Source organism: Actinosynnema pretiosum (assembly GCF_002354875.1).
Lineage (GTDB): Bacteria > Actinomycetota > Actinomycetes > Mycobacteriales > Pseudonocardiaceae > Actinosynnema > Actinosynnema auranticum.
In genome coordinates, this window is record NZ_CP023445.1 from 1474656 (window position 1) to 1489285 (window position 14630).

Annotated in this window: 16 protein-coding genes; 6 read left to right on the plus strand and 10 right to left on the minus strand. The window is 73.0% G+C overall.

Features of this window, described 5'->3' with window-relative positions; translation table 11 throughout:
• The first annotated feature begins 117 nt into the window (after window positions 1-117).
• Window positions 118-1347, plus strand: coding sequence for an amino acid permease (locus tag CNX65_RS06700; protein ID WP_157767531.1), 1230 nt, complete (start codon window positions 118-120; stop codon window positions 1345-1347).
• A 17-nt stretch (window positions 1348-1364) separates the two neighbouring features.
• The gene (locus tag CNX65_RS06705) at window positions 1365-2468 is read left to right on the plus strand and encodes a branched-chain amino acid aminotransferase (RefSeq protein ID WP_096491984.1); all 1104 of its coding nucleotides are present in this window, start codon (window positions 1365-1367) and stop codon (window positions 2466-2468) included.
• A 50-nt stretch (window positions 2469-2518) separates the two neighbouring features.
• On the opposite strand, the gene cobS is transcribed toward CNX65_RS06705, so the two are convergent.
• The 3 genes from cobS to cobU are packed head-to-tail and all read right to left on the minus strand — an operon-like array spanning window position 2519 to window position 4840.
• Entirely contained in the window at window positions 2519-3232 is a 714-nt protein-coding gene (cobS, locus tag CNX65_RS06710) for an adenosylcobinamide-GDP ribazoletransferase (RefSeq protein ID WP_096491985.1), read from the minus strand.
• 31 nt (window positions 3233-3263) lie between these two features.
• On the minus strand, window positions 3264-4301 hold the full coding sequence (gene cobT / locus CNX65_RS06715) for a nicotinate-nucleotide--dimethylbenzimidazole phosphoribosyltransferase (protein WP_096491986.1): 1038 nt from the start codon (window positions 4299-4301) through the stop codon (window positions 3264-3266).
• Window positions 4298-4840: a bifunctional adenosylcobinamide kinase/adenosylcobinamide-phosphate guanylyltransferase gene (cobU, locus tag CNX65_RS06720; RefSeq protein WP_096491987.1), complete on the minus strand. Its 543-nt coding sequence runs from the start codon at window positions 4838-4840 to the stop codon at window positions 4298-4300. Before cobU ends, cobT begins: the two co-directional genes overlap by 4 nt.
• A gap of 69 nt (window positions 4841-4909) precedes the next feature.
• Between cobU and CNX65_RS06725 the strand changes: the two genes are divergently transcribed.
• Window positions 4910-5110: a hypothetical protein gene (locus tag CNX65_RS06725; protein ID WP_096491988.1), complete on the plus strand. Its 201-nt coding sequence runs from the start codon at window positions 4910-4912 to the stop codon at window positions 5108-5110.
• 78 nt (window positions 5111-5188) lie between these two features.
• Here the strand turns inward: CNX65_RS06725 and CNX65_RS06730 are convergent, their stop codons facing one another.
• From CNX65_RS06730 to CNX65_RS06745, 4 genes are all read right to left on the minus strand, one after another.
• Entirely contained in the window at window positions 5189-6175 is a 987-nt protein-coding gene (locus CNX65_RS06730) for an aldo/keto reductase family protein (RefSeq protein WP_096491989.1), read from the minus strand.
• 29 nt (window positions 6176-6204) lie between these two features.
• On the minus strand, window positions 6205-6618 hold the full coding sequence (locus tag CNX65_RS06735) for an Imm1 family immunity protein (protein WP_096491990.1): 414 nt from the start codon (window positions 6616-6618) through the stop codon (window positions 6205-6207).
• Window positions 6612-7325, minus strand: a complete 714-nt coding sequence (locus CNX65_RS06740; RefSeq protein ID WP_096491991.1) for a DddA-like double-stranded DNA deaminase toxin — start codon at window positions 7323-7325, stop codon at window positions 6612-6614. Before CNX65_RS06740 ends, CNX65_RS06735 begins: the two co-directional genes overlap by 7 nt.
• A 140-nt stretch (window positions 7326-7465) precedes the next feature.
• Window positions 7466-8104 (minus strand): DUF3043 domain-containing protein, encoded by a 639-nt coding sequence (locus tag CNX65_RS06745; protein ID WP_096491992.1) that lies wholly within the window; start codon window positions 8102-8104, stop codon window positions 7466-7468.
• Window positions 8105-8507: 403 nt separating this feature from the next.
• Here CNX65_RS06745 and CNX65_RS06750 point away from each other — a divergent pair, with 403 nt between their 5' ends.
• Window positions 8508-8882: a HesB/IscA family protein gene (locus CNX65_RS06750; RefSeq protein WP_015800206.1), complete on the plus strand. Its 375-nt coding sequence runs from the start codon at window positions 8508-8510 to the stop codon at window positions 8880-8882.
• 137 nt (window positions 8883-9019) lie between these two features.
• Here the strand turns inward: CNX65_RS06750 and CNX65_RS06755 are convergent, their stop codons facing one another.
• Window positions 9020-9211 carry a hypothetical protein gene (locus tag CNX65_RS06755; RefSeq protein ID WP_096491993.1) on the minus strand — a complete coding sequence of 64 codons (192 nt, stop codon included), beginning with the start codon at window positions 9209-9211 and terminating at the stop codon, window positions 9020-9022.
• A gap of 296 nt (window positions 9212-9507) precedes the next feature.
• Window positions 9508-11436 carry an asparagine synthase (glutamine-hydrolyzing) gene (gene asnB, locus CNX65_RS06760; protein WP_096491994.1) on the minus strand — a complete coding sequence of 643 codons (1929 nt, stop codon included), beginning with the start codon at window positions 11434-11436 and terminating at the stop codon, window positions 9508-9510.
• Between the two features lie 205 nt (window positions 11437-11641).
• On the opposite strand from asnB, the gene ctaC reads away from it, so the two are divergent.
• Window positions 11642-12577 (plus strand): aa3-type cytochrome oxidase subunit II, encoded by a 936-nt coding sequence (gene ctaC / locus CNX65_RS06765; RefSeq protein WP_177154536.1) that lies wholly within the window; start codon window positions 11642-11644, stop codon window positions 12575-12577.
• 10 nt (window positions 12578-12587) lie between these two features.
• A complete protein-coding gene (locus CNX65_RS06770) occupies window positions 12588-13004 on the plus strand; it encodes a cytochrome c oxidase subunit 4 (RefSeq protein ID WP_015800210.1) in 417 nt (138 codons plus the stop codon).
• A gap of 457 nt (window positions 13005-13461) precedes the next feature.
• Here CNX65_RS06770 and CNX65_RS06775 read toward each other — a convergent pair whose 3' ends face one another.
• Window positions 13462-14166, minus strand: coding sequence for a lysophospholipid acyltransferase family protein (locus CNX65_RS06775; RefSeq protein ID WP_096491995.1), 705 nt, complete (start codon window positions 14164-14166; stop codon window positions 13462-13464).
• Window positions 14167-14630 lie beyond the last annotated feature (464 nt).

Consider the following 14630-nt stretch of genomic DNA (forward strand, 5'->3'; position numbering starts at 1 on the left):
CCGACCCGGCTGGGCGTGCCACAGCTGACTGCGTCGAGTAACAATTAACACGATCGTGCGTCAAGCGGGTGGCCGTTAGCGGCTGCCGGATCCATCTGCGACTGTGTCACGGTGACAGTGACGCACCGATCCGGGGCAGTGGTGCTGGTGCTGGGGGCCTCGCTCGGCGCGGGCGTCCTCGCCGGTTTCACCCCCGCCGCGGCGCTCGCCGGACCGCTCGCCCCGCTGGCGCTCCTGGTCGCGGGCATCGCCGCGCTCTGCTGCGCGACCGCCTCCGCCGCCGCGCCCGCCACCACCGGCCACCTGCACGTGCGCGCCCAGCTCGGCCCCTGGCCCGCCCGGATCACCGCCACCGCCAGGCTCACCTCGGCGGCCGGGGTCGGCGCGGCCGTCGCCCACGCCGTCGCCGCCACCGCCGCCCCGCAGCACCGGCTGCCCCTCGCGCTCGCCCTGCTGGCCTGCGTCACCGCGCTCGGCGGGCGCTGGCCCGCCCGCGCCACCCGGCTGCTCACCGGGTTCGTCGTCGCGGTGCTGCTGCTCGTGGTCGTGGTGTGCCTGGCCGTCGCCCCGCCCGCCAACCCGGTCGTGCTCGGCGCGGAGCTGGGGATCGAGGGCGTCATGGGCGCGGCCTGCGTGCTGTTCCTGGTGTTCACCGGCTACGAGCGGATCACCGAGGCGGGCGACCCGGCCCCCGCCGGGCCGCTGCGCCGGTTCGCCGCCCCCGCCGGGGTGCTGCTGTCGCTGCTGCTGGCCGCCGCCCTCTGGTTCGCGCTGCGCCACCAGCTCGGCGACGCCCGCCTCGCCCTGTCCCGCGCCCCGCTGCGCGACGCCCTGCTCGTCGCGGACGGCGGCTGGCTGCTGCCCGTCCTCGGGCTCGCCGCGCTCGCCGCGGGCGTCCAGGTGCTGGTGTTCGTCCTCGCCGGGGCCCGCCGCGCGCTCGCCGGACTGGTCGAGTCCGGCGACCTCCCGAAGGTGCGCGGCCGGTGGACCCCGCACCTGGCCGCCTCCGGGCTCGCCCTGGTCGCGGTGCTCGCGCTCACCCCGACCCAGGCGCTCGCCGTCGGCGCGTGCGCCTCCCTGTTCCACGGCTGCTTCACCAGCGCCGCCACCAGGGTCATGCTCCAGGACGACGGGGGAGGCGCCGCGCGCGCCGCCTGCCTGGGCCTCGGCCTGTCGGTGCTGCTCGCCATGGGCGCCCCCGCCGACGCGCTCGCCGTCGTGGGCGCCGCGCTCGCCCTCGGCACGGGCCTGCTCGGGTACGCCGCCCACACCGGGGCCAAGCGCGCCGCCGCCCGCGCCGAGAGCACTGCGGAGAGCAGGGACGACGGTGTCCTGAGACCCCGGTGAGAGCTACTGTCTCCAGCATGACCACACCGCCGCCGTTCACCGTCGACCCCAACGCCGGGCCCGCCACCCAGGACTACCTGGCCGAAGCGCTCGCGAACCCCGGCTTCGGCCAGCACTTCACCGACCACATGGTCGTGATCGACTGGAACCGGGCGGACGGCTGGCACGACGCGGCGGTGCGCGGCTACGCCCCCATCGCCCTCGACCCGGCGGCGATGGTCCTGCACTACGGCCAGGCGATCTTCGAGGGCCTCAAGGCCTACCGGCAGCCCGACGGGACCATCGCGTCCTTCCGGCCCGAGGCCAACGCCGAGCGCTTCCGCGCCTCCGCCCGCCGCATCGCCATGCCGGAACTGCCCGACGAGCTGTTCCTCGCCTCGCTGAGCGAACTGCTGGCCGTCGACTCCCGCTGGGTCCCCGAGGGCGGCAGCGAGTCCTCCCTCTACCTGCGGCCGTTCATGTTCTCCACCGAGCGCGGCCTCGGCGTCCGCCCGGCGGGCGAGTACCGCTACCTGCTCATCGCCTCCCCGGCGGGCTCCTACTTCACCGGCGGCCTCAAGCCCGTCACGGTGTGGCTGTCCACCGAGTACGTGCGCGCCGCCCCCGGCGGCACCGGCGCGGCCAAGTTCGCGGGCAACTACGCCGCCTCCCTCGTCGCCCAGGCCCAAGCCGCCGACCAGGGCTGCGACCAGGTCGTGTGGCTCGACGCGACCGAGCGCAAGTGGGTCGAGGAGATGGGCGGGATGAACCTGTTCTTCGTCCTCGGCTCCGGCGCGGACGCCCGCGTCGTCACCCCCGAGCTGTCCGGCTCCCTGCTCGCGGGCATCACCCGCGACTCGCTCCTCCAGCTCGCGAAGGACTTCGGGCTGGGCGTCGAGGAGCGCAGGTTCTCCACCGACGAGTGGCGGGAGAAAGCCGCCAGCGGCGAGCTGACCGAGGTCTTCGCCTGCGGCACCGCCGCCGTCATCACCCCCGTCGGCCACGTCAAGCACGACGGCGGCGAGTTCAGCGTCTCCGGCGGCGCCACCGGCGAGATCACCATGAAGCTCCGCGACCACCTCACCGGCATCCAGCAGGGCCGCGTCGCCGACCCCCACGGCTGGATGACCAAGCTCCTCTAGACCTCGGCTTCCGCTGCGGGCCGGCAGCGCGACCGGCCCACAGCGGTGGTCTAGCCGAAGGAGCAGACCACCAGCACGCACAAGGTCGCCGCCTCGCAAGCCGCGCCCAGCACGTCACCGGTGACCCCGCCGAACCTGCGGCGGGTGTGCCCGACCAGCACCAGCACCACGGCCGCCGCGAGCGCCACGCCCAGCGGGCCGCGCCACGGGTCCACCAGCGCCCCCGCCGCCGCCAGCGCCAACCACCAGGCCACCACCACACCCGTCGACTGCGAACCCGCGACCAGCGCGCCCAACCCCTCGGGCCGCGCCGCGGGCACACCCCGCGCGCAGCACAGCAGGAACGCCGCCCGCCCCGCCGTCAACGCCAGCACGACCGCGCCCCAGGACACCGCGCCCAGCGCGACCGCCTCCGCGCCCAGCACCACGATCAGCGCCACCACGCCGAACGGGCCCGCGCCACCGTCCCTCATCACGGCCAGCGCCCGCTCCGGCGGCCCGTAGCAGCCGAGGCCGTCCGCCGTGTCCGCCAGCCCGTCCAGGTGCATCCCGCGCGTGGCCAGCCCGAGCCCGCCCACCACGAGCAGCCCCGCCAGCAGCGGCGGCGCGCCCAGCGCGGACAACCCGAGCAGCACCACCGCCGCCACCGCGCCCAGCAGCACGCCCACCAGCGGAGCCGCCGTGATCGCCCGGCGCGCGACCCGGCGGTCCACGTCGTCGACCCGCACCGGCAGCACGGTGAGCCAGGACAGCGCGAGCCTCACGACCGGCGCTCCTCTGCGGCGGCGCGCCCGGTCACGCGGGGCCCGCGACGCCCGCGCCGTCGAACGTCGCCATCTCCGCCAGCACCCGCGTGGCCATCACGACCAGCGGCAGCGCCGCCACCGCGCCCGAGCCCTCGCCCAGCCGCATCCCGAAGTCCAGCAGCGGCTCGAGGCCCAGGTGCCCCAGCGCGATCGCGTGCGCGGGCTCCGCCGAGCGGTGCCCGGCCACCCACCACTCGCGCGCGCCCGGCGCCAGCTCCTCCGCGACCACCGCCGCCGCGCCGCTCACCACGCCGTCCAGCACCACCGGGGTGCGCCGCACCGCCGCCTGCGCCAGGAAACCCGCCATCGCCGCGATGTCCGCGCCCGACGCCACCGCCAGCAGCCGCACCGGGTCGCCGGTGTGCGGGCGGGCCCGGCGCAGGGCGTCGCGGATCGCGGCGGTCTTGCGCATCCAGCCGTTGTCGTCCACGCCCGTGCCCCGGCCGACCGCCGCGACCGGCTCGGTGCCGGTCAGCGCGGCCACCAGCACCGCCGCCGGGGTGGTGTTGCCGATGCCCATGTCGCCCGCGATGAGCAGGTCGGCCCCGCCGTCCACCTCGTCGTCGGCGAGCCTGCGGCCCAGCTCGATCGCGCGCTCGGCCTCGTCCCCGGTCAGCGCGTCCTCGCGGTCGATCGAGCCCGAGCTCCGCCGGATCTTGTCGTCGCCGACCGCCGTGTCCGAGTCCACCGCCACGTCCACCACGCGCACGGTCGCGCCCGCGACGTTGGCCAGCACGTTCACCGCCGCGCCGCCGGTGAGGAAGTTCGCCACCATCTGCCCGGTGACCTCGCTCGGGTAGGCCGACACGCCGTGCCGCGCCACCCCGTGGTCACCCGCGAACACCAGCACCCTCGGCCGGGTGAACGGGCGGGGCGGGCACTGGCCCTGGCAGGCCGCGACCCACGCGCCGAGGTCCTCCAGCCTGCCGAGCGACCCGACCGGCTTGGTCAGCGCCGCGTGGCGGGCGACGGCCTCCAGGCGCGCGCTCTCACTGGGGGCCTCCACGGGCGGGAACTCGATGGTCACCGACTACCTCCGGCTTCGCGCAGTCGCAGTGGGATTCCGGCGACGACCAGGGTCACCTCGTCGCAGACCTCGGCCAGCCGCGCGTTGAGCGAGCCGAGGTGGTCGCGGAAGAGCCTGCCAGAGCGGGTGGGCGGCACGACACCGAGGCCGACCTCCGCGGACACCAGGACCAGGCGGAACGTGACCGCCGCCACGGCGGCCACCAGCGCGGCGCACTCCGCCTCGACCTCGTCCGCGCCGCCGCCCTCCCAGGCGTTCGCGTCGTCGAGCACGTTGGTGAGCCAGGTCGCCAGGTCGTCGACGATCACCGGGCCGGTCAGCGACGGCAGCAGCGCGGGCAGGCCGGACGGGACCTCGGCGGTGTGCCACGAGGCGGGGCGGGAGCGCACGTGCCGGGCGATCCGGGCGTCCCAGTCGGGGTCGTCGGGGTAGCGCCGGGCGGTCGCGACGTAGGTGGCGTCGGGACTGGTCAGCAGGCCCTCGGCGTGCGCGGACTTGCCCGAGCGGGTGCCGCCGAGCACCAGTGTCCGAAGAGTCACAGCATTCCACCCGACGAGTGAGGACGTTTAGCCTGACCGGGGGACCGTACCGGGACTGAGGAGGCGGCCGTGGACTACCGCTGGCGGTACCAGGACGAGCGGGGCGGCGAGGTCGACGGGCCGCTGGCGGCGTTCCGCGGGCAGGGCGAGGCCGAGGAGTGGCTGACGGCCCGGTGGCGGGAGCTGCGGGCGGCCGGGGTGGCGGCGGTGACGCTGCTGCGCAGCGAGTCCGAGGTGTACGGGCCGCTGGTGCTGACCGGGCCGGGCTGAGCCGGACTGGGCCGGACTGGGCCGGGCGGCCCTGGTGGGGGCCGCCCGGCGCGTCACGGCTCTGCCGGTGGTGCGGTCCTACGGGGCCTTGGTCAGGCCGGGGTTGCTCTCCACGACGCCCTCGAGCACGGCGTCGATCTTCTCCAGCAGCTCGGGCTCCAGCTTCACGCCCGCGGCCTTCACGTTGTCGGTGACCTGCTCGGGGCGGGACGCGCCGATGATCGCCGAGGCCACGTTCGGGTTCTGCAGCACCCAGGCGACGGCGAGCTGCGCCATGGTCAGCCCGGCCTCCTCGGCGAGCGGCTTGAGCTTCTGGACCTTCTCCAGCACCTCGTCGCGCATGAACGAGGAGATCGCCTTGGAGCCGGACTCGTCGGCCGCGCGCGAGCCCGCGGGCGCCTGCTGGCCGGGCAGGTACTTGCCGGTCAGGACGCCCTGGGCGACCGGGGACCAGACGATCTGGGACAGGCCCTCGCGCTCGGAGGTCGGGACGACCTGCGGCTCGATGACGCGCCACAGCATCGAGTACTGGGGCTGGTTGGAGATGAAGGGGACCTTCAGCTCGCGGGCCAGCGCGGCGCCGCGCGCGATCTGCTCGGCGCTCCACTCGGAGACGCCGATGTAGAGGGCCTTGCCGGAGCGGACGACGTCGGCGAACGCCGTCATCGTCTCCTCGAGCGGGACGGTCTGGTCGAAGCGGTGGGCCTGGTAGAGGTCCACGTAGTCGGTGCCGAGGCGCTCCAGGGAGGCGTCGATCGACTCCATGATGTGCTTGCGGCCGAGGCCCTTGTCGTTCGGGCCCTTGGGCCCGGTGGGCCAGAAGACCTTCGTGAAGATCTCCAACGAGGCCCGCCGCTCACCCTTGAGCGCCCGCCCGAGCACGGCCTCCGCCTTGGTGTTGGCGTAGACGTCGGCGGTGTCGAACGTGGTGATGCCCGCGTCGAGCGCGGCGCGGACGCACGCGAGCGCCTGCTCCTCCTCGACCTGCGACCCGTGGGTGAGCCAGTTGCCGTACGAGATCTCGCTGATGTTGAGGCCGCTGCGGCCGAGGCGTCGGAACTCCATGGTGGGCAGCCTAGTACGAAGTCTTTCGGCTAGCTAACGATGTTGAGGAGGGGGTGGTCGGGCGGGATGCGCCCGTCGTGGGCCAGGTGGTCGGCGAGGACGGCGCGGACCACGTCCAGGGGGACCTCGCGGTCGGCGGGGACGTCGGCGGTGTTGCCCTGCACGTCGTAGGCGACGGAGCCGGTCGCGCCCGGTGCGCCCCTGGTGGCGCGCTCGGGGCGCCAGTTCTCGTGGACGAACCCCCGGTCCGCGCCGATGCCCGCGTTGAGGACGGGGGAGCGGTACGGGTCGTCGGCGTTGGTGATCTCGACGATGCTGGGGCAGGGGTGGTCGGCTGACGCCGCGCGCACCCGTTCGACGAGCTCGTCGAGGTCGGACTGGGTGCGGATGAGGAAGGGGCGCTCGGCGGTCGCCCGGTCGAAGATCGCCTGCAACGTCACCACGGTGGCTTCTGCCCTCCGGTGAAGGTCCGCTCGTACCCGCCTGCGCCGTGTACGGTCAGCGAGAAGCCCGCGGGCAGCACGACGCCGAGCAGCCTTTCACAACCGAGGACCAGTCCGCACGGCACGTTGTCGATCACCAGCGTGGCGTGGCGGAGGTCCTCCCCGACCATCCGAACCGCGAGCTTCATCTCCACGTGCGTGGTCACGTAGGGCGCCCCCGGCAAGGGGTAGCCGCGCTCCAGCAGGGTGCTGTGGACCACCGCCGAGTCGGCGTCCTCGCCGCTCACGACCGGTTGCGCCGGACCCGTCCCCGCGAACCAGGCCCCGCGCGTCTTCACCCTGGACGCGGCGCGGTCCGGCTCCGGGAGCCCGGCCTTGATCCGGCGGACGCGGTCGTCCTCCGGGAGTCCCGGTGGCGGCTCGGGGGAGTGCTCGCCACCGGTCCCCAGGCGCTCGACGATCCGGCGCACCGCCCCCAGCGCCGCGTCCAGGTCCCGGCCCACCACGCGGTCCGCGTCGTGCGCCACCTCGCGGAACGCCGCGGCGGCGGTCACCACGTCGGTCTGGCCGCTGCCCGCGCCCGCCGCCTCCACCAGTTCGGCGGCCTCCGCCGCCAGGTCCGCCGCCTGCGCCAGGCACGCCTGCGCCCCGGCCGCGACCTCCGCGACCCGGCCGAGCGCCGCCCCGACGTCCCCGAGCGAAGGCATGGCCGCACCCGCTGGTCAGCAGTGGTGAACCCGTCGCCTCAAGGTATCGCCGCGCACCCCCACCGCACGGGTGAAGCCCGGAAACCGACAGCGGGCCGCCTCCCCGAGGAGGCGGCCCGCCGCGGCGAGGTGCCGGGGTGTCAGTCGATCTTCGTGCCCGGACCCACGCGCGGCTTCGGGACGCGGAGCTTGCGGAGCTGGCTCGCCCGGATGAAGGAGTACCAGCCGACCGACAGGCCGCCGATCTTCTCCTTCGGGAACTTCGCCCGCACGCGCTTGGTCACCGTCACGCCGAGGATCACGCCCTCGACGATCATCGCCAGCAGCATGAACGAGGTCGCCAGGGTCGCGTACTGCTGCACCACCAGCGACGGCACCAGCAGCGCCACGAACACCAGGATGGCCAGCGGCATGAACAGGCCCATGAGGTTGCGCCTGGAGTCGATCACGTCCCGGATGTACGCCTTCACGGGACCGCGGTCGCGCGGCAGCAGGTACTTGTCGTCGCCCGCCATCATCCGCTCGCGGCGGAGCGCGGCGGCGGCGCGGCGCTCCTCCTTGCTGGTCTTGCTCTGCCGCATCCGCTTGAGCGCCTCGCGCTGCGTCTTCGGCGGCGGCGCGACGGGGCCCCGGCGCTTGGTCTCGGCCTCCCGCCGCTTGGGCGTGGGCCTGCCCTTGCCGGGCGTGCGCCCCGGCTCGGGGGTGCCGCTCACCTCCACCGGGATCTCCTCGGCGGTGCTCTCGGCGGCTTCGTCGGCGTTGCGGCGCAGGAACCTCACGACGCCTAGGGTAGGAGATGACCGGTTTCACCCCCTTCGCAAGGTGCGAATCGTGATGGGGAACCGGGTGCTGGACGGGGCAGCGTGAGCCAGGGGTGAGCCCCGGACGGGCGGGAACAGCCCCGCGGGCGAGCGCGTTCAGTGGGCAGGACGTGCCGCTCGCCACCGGCGGGCGTCACACGTTCGTGAGATGTCGGAACCTGCCGTGACCAGCCCTCCCCGACCTCCCGCCCAGCTCAGCGCGACGACCGCCCCCGCGGCCCGCGACCACCCGCCGAGACGCCGGTCGCAGCCCCGGTCGAGCACCCCCTCGCCTGTGCGACGATGGGTGCTGGAACAAAGCGGGCACCAGTCGTGTTCGCAGGGGAATAGACGCCCGCAAAGGACCTCTGTAGGGAGAGCCATGACGACCGCTCAGGATTCAGCAGTCCCGACGCCCGACGCCCCGCCCACGCACGGTGTCACCCTGACCGACGCGGCGGCCTCGAAGGCCAAGGCGCTGCTCGACCAGGAGGGTCGCGACGACATGCACCTGCGCATCGCCGTGCAGCCGGGTGGCTGCGCCGGCCTGCGCTACCAGCTGTTCTTCGACGAGCGCAGCCTCGACGGCGACGCCCTCCGCGACTTCGAGGGCCTCAAGGTCGCCGTCGACCGGATGAGCGCCCCGTACGTCGAGGGCGCCGTCATCGACTTCGTCGACACCATCGAGAAGCAGGGCTTCACGATCGACAACCCCAACGCGGGCGGGTCCTGCGCCTGCGGCGACTCGTTCCACTGATCGACCGCCCTCAGGCGGAGCAACGGCCCCGGCCCCACCACCTGGTGGGGCCGGGGCCGTTCGCGTGCTCGGTGACGTCCGGCGGCGGCCGAGCGCTCGCGGTCCTGGCGGGGGCGCCCGAGGAGGACCGGGAGGGCTCAGGCCCGGCTCAGGCCGTACGAGTCCAGGTCCGCGACCTGCCGGTAGTTGCTCTCGGCCACCCGCCACGGCGCGGCGGCGCGCTGCTCGGGCAGGTGCGCGTGGCCCGGCTCCGGGCGCAGCTCCGACGGGATGTCGGTGCAGTCCGCGATGAGTTCTTCCAGCGTGTCGGCTTCATCCTGGGTGTTCACGCCCGAAACGTAACCGGCCCACGAGCTTGACAAAAGTCCTACTGGGAAGTAATGGGCTTCTACCGACGGGTAATGGTCGGTAAGGGTCAACCCGCCCCGGCGTCCGCGAGCCGCCCGGCGCCCGTCCACCCGGCCTGGCGAGCGGAAATGTGACCCACCTCTCGACCGACCGCCGATCGGCCCGGATCGCGCCCCGCCCCTGAAGCGCGAAGGGCGCGGGCCGCCGTGGTGACGACCCGCGCCCGCAAGCCCGAAGCATCGGGGACCCGCTGCTCAGGACCCCGCTCGCGCGGTGGTCAGAGCTTGACCGGGTACTGCGGCTCCGGGATCTGCGGCCGGATGCGGCCCTCGACGAAGATGCCGTGCCAGATCATGAACACCAGCAGCGCCCAGATGCGGCGGCTGTGGTCCGCCACCCCGTTGCGGTGGTCCTCGATCAGGCGCAGCACCGCGTCCTTGTCGATGTACTGGTCGGTCTGCGACTGCCGGACGTTGTCCACCGCCCAGTCGTGCATCTCGTCCTTGAGCCAGTGCCGGATCGGCACCGGGAAGCCCAGCTTCTTCCGGTTCAGCACGTGCGCCGGGACGATGTCCCTGATCGCCCTGCGCAGCGCGTGCTTGGTCGTCTCCCTGGTGAGCTTGAGCTCCGACGGCACCTGCGACGCGATCCGGAAGACCTCCGGGTCCAGGAACGGCACCCGCAGCTCCAGCGAGTTCGCCATGGTCATCTTGTCGGCCTTGACCAGGATGTCGCCGCGCAACCAGGTGAACAGGTCGACGTGCTGCATCCGGGTGACCGGGTCCCAGTTCGCCGACTCCCGGTAAGGGCCTGCCGTGACGTCCATGTGGGACACCGCCGGGTCGTAGGTGCGCAGCACCTGGCGCAGCTGGTCGTCCAGGAAGATCCGGGCGTTGCCGTAGTAGCGCTCCTCCAGGGTCAGCGCGCCCCGCCGCAGCAGGTCCTTGCCGCGCACGCCCTGCGGGATCTTCGTCGACACCCGGCCCATGGCCTTGCGCAGCGCGCTCGGCACCTTGTCGAACGGCGCCAGCGACAGGGGCTCGCGGTAGATCGTGTACCCGCCGAACAGCTCGTCCGCGCCCTCGCCGGACAGCACGACCTTCACGTACCGCCGCGCCTCGCGCGCGATGAACCACAGCGGCACCAGCGCCGGGTCCGCCACCGGGTCGTCCAGGTACCAGGTGATCAGCGGCAGGGCGTCCATCATCTCCTGCGCCGACACCGGCCTGACCACGTGCTTGACCCCGATCGCGGCGGCCGACTCGGCGGCCACGTCGATCTCGGAGTAGCCCTGCCGCTCGAACCCGGTGGTGAACGTGATCAGGTCCGGGTTGTGCTGCTTGGCCAGCGCCGCGACCACGGTGGAGTCGATGCCGCCGGACAGGAACGAGCCGACCGTGACGTCCGCGCGCATGTGCTTGGCGACCGAGTCGCGCAGCGCCTCGGTGATCTCGTCGTACAGGCGGTTCGCGTCCGCGTCGCCGTGCACGGTCCTCGGCCGGAACGTGGCCGGGAAGTACCGCTCCACCACCGGGGTGCCGCCGGGGGTGACGGTGAACGAGGTGCCGGACTCGATGCGGTGAACACCGCTGTGCATCGACTCGGGCTCGGGCACGTACTGGAGCGTCAGGTAGTGCTGGAGCGCCTTGCGGTCGACCTGCGGCTGCACGCCCAGGGCGTTGACCAGCTCCAGGACCGACTTCTTCTCGCTGGAGAACGCCACCCCGCCGGGACCGGCCGAGTAGTACAGCGGCTTGATGCCGAACGGGTCGCGGGCGCCGAAGACGACCTTGCGCGCGCTGTCCCAGATGACGAACGCGAACATGCCGCGCAGCCGGGCCACCGCGGCGGGCCCCATGTAGTGGTAGGCGGCGACGATCGTCTCGCTGTCGCCGTCGGTGGCGAACCGCGCGCCGTAGCGCTCGGTCAGCTCCGCCCGCAGCTCCAGGTAGTTGTAGATCTCGCCGTTGAACAGCATCGCGTACCGGCCGGGCGCCTCGGGCGGGCCCCACAGCATCGGCTGGTGCGAGTGCTCGATGTCGATGATGGACAGCCGGTTGAAGCCGAAGACGACCTCACCGCCCTGCCAGGTGCCGCTCTCGTCGGGGCCGCGGTGCCGCTGGCAGCGCAGAGCCCCCGCCACCGCCGAACGCGCTCGCTGGGCGTCGCTCTCGCTAGGGCAAACAAGTCCTACCAGGCCGCACACGGCGTAGCACCTTTCGTGTGGTGTGGAGAAGAGCCCAGTATGCCGGGACTACTTCGTGTGACCGAAACTGCACCGCACCCGCCCCGCCCCCGAGGGGTGACCGCCTTCGCGCTGGGTTACGCTCCCGCATGATCCGGCAAGGACCCAGGTACTTCGTCCTTTTGTCCTTGCCCGCGAATTTCCTGCAGCGAGGAGGCGGCGAGCAGTGGGCCTGAAGGAGGGCACCAGGGCAGCGCGGTTGGCCAAGGTCACCGGGCTGGTGGGCCTGGTCGGCATCGGGGCCACGGGTTGCTCCACGGATGAGGTGCTCCGCTTCGGCTGGCCGGTTTCGGTCACGCCGCAGGCGGAGGCGATGCGCGAGCTGTGGACCTGGTCGGTCGTCGCGGCCCTCGTGGTGGGTGTGATCGTGTGGGGCCTGATCCTCTGGGCCGTCGCGTTCCACCGCAAGAAGAGCGAGGAGCTGCCGCGCCAGGTCGCGTACAACCTGCCGCTGGAGCTCGTGCTCATCGTCGTACCAACGGTGATCGTGGCGGTCCTGTTCTACTTCACGGCGGTCACCCAGAACTACGTGACCGACAAGTCCCAGGACCCGGACGTGACGGTCGACGTCATCGGCTTCCAGTGGAACTGGGAGTTCCAGCACCGGGACGCCAAGGTCGAGGGCACCGACCAGCCGGTCAGCACCGTCGGGACCTCGACGGAGATCCCCATGCTGGTCCTGCCCGCCGAGAAGCGCATCCGGTTCGTCCTGCGCTCCACGGACGTGATCCACTCGTTCTTCGTCCCGGAGTTCCACTTCAAGCGGGACGTCTTCCCCGAGCCGGAGAAGAACAACCAGGACAACGTGTTCCAGATCGACCAGATCGACCGCCCCGGCTCCTTCGTCGGGCGCTGCGCCGAGCTGTGCGGCACGTACCACGCGGTGATGAACTTCGAGGTCCGCGCGCTGCCCGCCGCCGACTACGACCGGTACATCGAGCTGCGCACCCAGGTGAACGAGGCCACCGGCAAGCCGTACACCAACGCCGAGGCGCTCACCGAGATGAACTGCGGCGAGCTGTGCACGCCGTACGCCGTCACCACCCAGCCGTTCGACACCGACCGGACCGCCCGCGAGGCGTCCGGCGCGGGCAGCAAGTAGGAGAGCCCCGATGAAGGTCGAATCTCGGGTCTTTGACCTGGTCACTGGCTTCTCGTTCCTGATGACGATCGTGTACGCCTACTGGACGTGGGCGGACACGACCCACGTCGAGCCGGTCGGCACGGTCGCGCTGGCGCTGACCGGTGGGCTCGCGCTCCTGGTCGGCACGTACTTCCGGTTCATCGCGCGGCGCATCGAGGTGCGCCCGGAGGACAACCCGGACGCCGAGATCAGCGACGGAGCGGGCGAGCTTGGCTTCTTCAGCCCCGGCTCGTACTGGCCGGTCGCGCTGGCCGCCGCCGCCGCCGTCACCGGCGTCGCCCTGGCGTTCTGGCTGATCTGGCTGCTGGTGATCGGCGTCGTGCTGATCGTCCTGACCGTCGGCGGCCTGGTGTTCGAGTACCACACCGGTCCCGCGCACGACTGAGCCCCACGCGCCGAAGGGCCCCGCCACCTCCGGGTGGCGGGGCCCTTTTCGCTTTTCCGGGGGCAGCTCCCGGCCTGAACTGATCCAGGTCGGGAATCAGCTCGCGGCGCGCGGGAAAAGCACACGGGAATGATCTTGCGGGGAGCGCGGGAGGGGGTGTCGGGGTAGAGGAAAAGGTCCCTGGACAATCCTCGGCGAGTCCGCTCCGGCGCGCGGGAAAACGGGCTCCGGGGGACTCGCGGGCGAAGCTCCTCCCGGTGAGCGGAAAACACCCCGGCGCGCGGCGGGGGAAATGCTGCGGTGATCGGCGCGCCCGCGGCGGTGGGTGATCACCGGGTGATCACCGGCGCGCGGACGCCCCGCGTGCGCCCGACCGGCGGTTCCGGCGGTCGGAGCAGCGGGTTCCTGGCGAACGGGGGGACCTGCGGGGGAGCGGCGCTGCTCCCCGTCGGACGTCCTAGGCGGCGGCCTGACCGCCGGGCGCCTGACCGCCGGGGGTCTGACCGCCGGACGCCTGGTAGCGGTCCACGTACTCCTGCTCGGACAGCTCCAGGATGCGGTACACGATCTCGTCGGTGACCGAGCGCAGCACCGGCAGCGAGTCCTGCATCCCGGCGTAGCGGGAGAAGTCCAGCGGCGCGCCGAAGCGGATCGTCACCGGGCGGATCCTGGGCAGTTTGCGCCCGACCGGCTGGACCTGGTCGGTGCCGATGATGCCCACCGGGACCACCGGCACGTCGGACTCCAGCGCCATCCGCGCCACGCCCGTGCGGCCCCGGTGCAGCCTCCCGTCCAGGGAGCGGGTGCCCTCGGGGTAGATGGCGAACGCGTTGCCGCCCGCCAGGATCTCGGCCGCCGTGTCCAGGGAGGCCCGCGCCGCGCGGCCGGAGCCGCGCTTGACCGGGACGTGCCCCAGGGAGCTGAAGAGGCTCTTGCTCAGCCTGCCCTTGAGCCCGGCGCCCTCGAAGTACTCGGCCTTCGCGAGGAAGGACACCCGCCGGGGCGCCACCATCGGGATCAGGATGCTGTCGATGAACGACAGGTGGTTCGGGGCGAGGATCACGGCTCCGGTGCGGGGGAGGTTCTCCAGCCCCTCGACCTTCGGCCGGTACACCGCGCGGGCCAGGGGGAGCACGACCCGCTTAATCACCGTGTACAGCATGGAAACAGCATGACTCCCTGTTGTTGCGGCCCGGCGAATGTGTGGTTCAGCCCACTGATCGAGCCCATCGGACCACCCGGACGCCGCAGAGTTATCACTCTCGGTGGTCACTGGGGGAGTTTAGTTTGGTGCTGACGGGGGACCTGCTGCGACCCACGGTGACGGTTTTGTCGGGGTCGCCGCTCGCGCTCGGCGACCAGCCGGGGCCGCTGACCGGGCGGGACGCGCGCGGGGCGGTGCGCGGCGTCCCCGACGGCGTCCGCCGTCGACAACCCTCAGCGACGGCTCACGCGCCCCGCACGCCGCTCGGCACGTCCACACGCCCGGCAGGGGCCCGGCACGCCCCGAAAACGCCGCAGGGCGGCTCTGAGCCCCCGTGGGAGCCCCGCCGCCCTGCCTCCGGTCCGGAGTCCTTCCCGGCCCGGCCGTTCCTTCAGCCCGGCCGCGCTCTCAGCCCAGCCGCG